4 protein-coding genes are annotated in these 4557 nt (G+C 66.7%); 3 read left to right on the forward strand and 1 reads right to left on the reverse strand.

From position 1 onward, the window contains the following. Positions 1 to 247: 247 nt before the first annotated feature. Positions 248 to 1006, forward strand: coding sequence for a transposase (locus ACEPPI_RS39885; protein WP_373920146.1), 759 nt, complete (start codon positions 248 to 250; stop codon positions 1004 to 1006). 51 nt (positions 1007 to 1057) lie between these two features. Here the strand turns inward: ACEPPI_RS39885 and ACEPPI_RS39890 are convergent, their stop codons facing one another. Further along, positions 1058 to 1318 (reverse strand): profilin, encoded by a 261-nt coding sequence (locus ACEPPI_RS39890; protein ID WP_373920147.1) that lies wholly within the window; start codon positions 1316 to 1318, stop codon positions 1058 to 1060. 270 nt (positions 1319 to 1588) lie between these two features. On the opposite strand from ACEPPI_RS39890, the gene ACEPPI_RS39895 reads away from it, so the two are divergent. Continuing rightward, on the forward strand, positions 1589 to 1837 hold the full coding sequence (locus ACEPPI_RS39895) for a saposin domain-containing protein (protein WP_373920148.1): 249 nt from the start codon (positions 1589 to 1591) through the stop codon (positions 1835 to 1837). Positions 1838 to 2196: 359 nt separating this feature from the next. Then, complete coding sequence (locus tag ACEPPI_RS39900; RefSeq protein WP_373920149.1) at positions 2197 to 4182, forward strand: hypothetical protein; 1986 nt, start codon at positions 2197 to 2199, stop codon at positions 4180 to 4182. The last annotated feature ends 375 nt before the right edge of the window (positions 4183 to 4557 follow it).

Here is a 4557-nt window from a genome sequence, read left to right on the forward strand (position 1 = left end):
CGCCAGTGCGACGGCCCGAACACCGCCGTGACCCAGGACACGGGCCTCGGCGGCCATCAACAACCGACGCTGCCGCTCGTCCATATGCGGGAACAACACCGCGAACTTCACGGCGAGTTGGCTACGAGTCTCGTCCGGGATGCGCATACCACAACAACGAGCCCCAGCACGGGAAGCAACACCTTGATTCCCTGCAAGCCCTAAGGCTTGTCCCGTAACTGCTTGTCACAGGTGAGATGATCTTGGTGTGGCTGGTGTGATCACGGCGTCGGAGCCGTCTTGGATAGCCCCGTTCACGGGGCTGAGTCCGCGCTGTTTCGGGAAGCTGGTGACCGTGTTGCGGCGCGAGGGTGCGGACGCGGTCCGCAAGGGCCGGCCGTGGAGCCTTCCGCTGGAAGACCGTGCTCTGCTGGTGGCGGCGTACTGGCGCACGAACTTGACGATGCGCCAGCTCGCTCCGCTGTTCGGGGTCTCGAAGTCGGCCGCGGACCGCATCATCGACCACCTCGGGCCGATGCTCGCCCTGCAGCCCCGCAAGCGGTTCGCCAAGGACACCGTGCTGATCGTGGACGGCACCCTGGTGCCCACCCGCGACCACGCCGTGGCGGCGCAGTCCAAGAACTACCGGTATTCCACGAACCACCAGATCGTCATCGACGCCGACACCCGCCTGGTCGGCCGGCCGCTTGCCGGAAACCGCAACGACTGCAAGGCCTGGGAGGAATCCGGCGCCAAAGCCGCCGTCGGCAGAACACTCACGATCGCCGACGGCGGCTATCCCGGCACCGGACTCGTCATGCCCCACCGCCGCCGCAAAGGCGAAGTCCTGCCCGACTGGAAGCAGGCGCACAACAAGTCCCACAAGCAGGTCCGCGCCCGCGTCGAGCACGTCTTCGCCCGCATGAAGACCTGGAAGATCCTCCGCGACTGCCGGCTCAAAGGCGACGGAGTCCACCACGCCATGCTCGGCATCGCCCGCCTGCACAACCTCGCCCTCGCCGGATAGGCCAGCGGATCGCAGCGCGACCGACCCTGCCCAGGGCGACTCAAAGATCATTTACGGGACAAGCCTTAGCTGGCCGTAGATCGACCGACTGTCGGCCTTGATCGAGACGAACGTCCTGCCCGCCACCTTGATTCCCTTTGACGCAGCCCCAGGGCTGGAAAACAGCGCCGCCAGGGCCTGGCCCTCCTGCCTGGAGATCGAAAGCCCAGCGGAGGCGGCCAAGGTGCTCCCGGCCTGGTCGATGATCGCGGCCTGGTTTACCGCCCCGGAGCCGAGCAGGTCCCGATCAACGTATTCCTGAAACGAGCTCATGTACGTCCATCCCTCGTAAGCCTGTGCCGACTCTCTCGGCGCGCCTCAGGATAGGAGCGGAGCGGATGCACCGTAGATCGCTTCTCAGGTAGATGGCCGGAAACGGTTGGCAGGCAAGAAGGTGCCGGTGGCCCGTCCTCCCGACGCTGCCGGAACGGGGACTTTCCCAAGACCACCTATCGGTGACGAGGGATCATGGGAAGATCCCGACAGGGACGGCAACAGGCCTGTCCGCGGCCGTGTGTATCGGCCCTTGGGAGGGACCCCTCGATGACCAGCAACGCTCCGTGTGAGTTGTACGTGCAGATGGTTCAGCACCTGAAGGACAACCTGACGTCCACCACCACGAAGGAAGAGGCCCAAGAGCTCCTCCTCTCTCTGGCGAAAAACTCTGGCAGCTTCGAGGGGCAGGCCACCAGCTTCGTCACAGACAACTCGGACGAGATCTTCGAATTCCTCGCCTCCGAGATGGAACCGCTTGCGGTCTGCATCGCGCTGGATGTCTGCCCGTCGCAATAGTCGGCGCGGCTCCCGCGATCGCTATGCGGGTTGCCGCACCAGGACGCGGAGACCATCCTCACCACGCCCGGCATGGCCCCCGCCCTGGGCGCCGAGTGCGTTGCCGCGACCGGCGGCGAGCTGGACGCCTGACCGGCCTGACCGCCTGGCCGGGTTCGCCGGCCAGGCATCACGTGTTCAGGCCGCCCTCTCGACGTCTGGCTGATCGTTTCTCTCTTGCAGTGCCGGGAGTGTGCCCACTTTTCGCCAAAAATCGCTGACCGTAAACACCCTGTCACCAAAGGTAGTGGTGTTGAAAGGATCGGTGGACCCGGCTCGTGCCTGCTGGGGCTGTGGCCGTCAAGTGGGAAGGGCTGTACGTGGAGACTGTCGAGTTCGGCACCACACGGGTGGAGCGTCTGGAGCGGCTGCGCGGGCAATTGCAGGGCCGGCCGGTGATTTCGCGGGGCGTAAAGCGGCCGCAGGCGTCGCAGGGTGCGGCGATGTTGTTCGGGGTGATGCTGCACGCGGCTTCCCGGCTGGAGGCCGGGCAGGAGCTGACACCGCTGGAGGACCGGCTGGTGTCGCCGCTGCGGCTGCTGCTCAGCGAGGACGAGGTCCGTGACTTCGGGCGCCTCTACCGGGAAGAGACCGCCGCAGGCACCACCACCGCGGTGCTGCCGGCTACGCTCACCCGCCTGGGCGCGGCCGAGGCGTACTCGTTCGAGGACCTGATCAGGGATCTCCCGGCGTTGCGTGACGAGACCCACGCGCAGGCCAACGTCAGCGTCGTCGACCTGACCACCGCAACTGCGGGCGAGGGGGACACCTGGGACGGCGAGGACTTCAACGCGGGCCAGGCGGCCTTCGGGTACGGCGCGACGGTGGTCACCGCCTCGGGGGCACCGGCCGGGGCCACGTCCACGGACGCGGAGGTCAACGCCTCGTTCCTCGCCCGGGTCGACCTGTACTCGTTCCTGTGCGAGCGAGAGTCCAACGAGATCAGCGTCGACGACGAAATCTACTGGGGGTTGAGCAGCGCCGGCGCGTTCGGAGCCCGCCAAGAGCGCCTGACCCCGGTCTACACCAACGTCGACAAGCACGAGTGGCACGACTTCGCGGCCAACACCACGCTGTTCAACGGACGTGTCGATGCCAGCATGGTGTGCCACATCTCCTGCTGGGAGGAGGACGATGGCGGCTCGAAATGGCGAGAGGACCTGCGCAACAAGCTCCGCCTCATCGCCGAGGAGCTGTACAGCTTCACGCAGCTCATGGAGATCTACGGCTTCCTGATGCCGCAGTACGGGGACTTCCTGGACTTCGTCACCATGGTCGCCGGCATCGCCTACCTCATCCAGTGGCTGATCGACCTGTTCAAGAACCCCGACGATCTGGTCCAGCAGCGCACCCTGGCCTTCGACCAGGCCGCCCTGCGCCACCTGGTCACTTACGGCGGCGCCGGCTCGCCCGGATGGATCTTCGACGGCGGTAGTGAGGGCCGCCACCGCCTCCAGCTCAAGTGGATCGGCAGCCCTCCGCCCGCGGACGCACCCAACTCCATCAAGGTCGTCTCCACCGTGCCCGGCCGGTGGGGCACCCCGGTGAACCTGCCGAACCCCACCGACACCGGCCCCGCCGTCGCCGCGATCGGCGACACCCTGTACGTCGCCATCCGCAACATGAACAACGCGACCTCCATGGGCAAGCTCGTCGGCGGAACCTGGCACGGCTACTACGGGGTGCCCGGCGTGCTCTCCACCGCGGGACCGGCCCTCACCGTGCACGAGGGCAAGCTGTACCTGGCCACCACCGGCGACAAGGGCACCTTGCACGTCACCGGCTACACCGGCAGTGCCTGGGAGACCCCTGTCCGCCTCTCCGGCAGCAGCGGCAGGTCCCCCGCCCTCACCGGCCACAACGGGGATCTGTACTGCGCCGTCCGAGGCTCGGGCGACAACTCCCAGGTCTGGATCGCGCGACGTACCGGCACCACCTGGGGCACCTTCACCGTGGTTCCGGGGCTGCAGTCGTTCTACGCGCCCGCGCTGGCTTCCCACCAGGGCAGGCTCTACCTCGCCCACGTCGGATTGGACGGCGTCACTCACGTCAAAACCTTCGACGGCACCACCTGGTCGCCTTCGGTGAACCTCGGCGGAACAACCGACTCCGCACCGACGCTGGCCGTCCGCAACGGCGTCCTGTGGTGCGCGGTCCGCGGCCTGGACTCCCGGGTCTATCTCAACGACCTCAACGGCACAGCCTGGAACGGCTTCAAGACCGCCGTCCCCGGCGTGGCCACCATGTCCGAACCCGCCCTGTCGGGCAGCGGCGAGACCCTGCACATCGCCTACCGCACTGCCTGAACGGGTCTGTCGGGATCTGGACGACGCCCGATCGAAGCCCCTCCCCACGCTCGCGCCCGGCCGCGCATCAGGCCGACAAGATCATCATCGACCTGACAGCACCACCGAACAGTGCGGGACCCGGCCGCCAGCCGGGTCCCGCACTGTTCTCGCAAACGGTCCTTTGCGCGAGCAAGATCAATCACGGGCAGCCGGAGCCCGGCCGGACCCGGATTCGTTCTCAGAACCCGTTCTCACTCAGAAGCGGGGCGGACCCCCTTCTGAGTGCGATCTCTCGGTTTAGGGACAGTGGTGTGAGAGACAGTGGCCTCTTGGGGTGTTGGTGCTGGTCAAGGCTTGCTCTGAGATCGGGTGTCACTGTCTTTGATGTGAGAG

It is taken from the genome of Streptomyces sp. AB3(2024), from assembly GCF_041862025.1.
Lineage (GTDB): Bacteria > Actinomycetota > Actinomycetes > Streptomycetales > Streptomycetaceae > Streptomyces.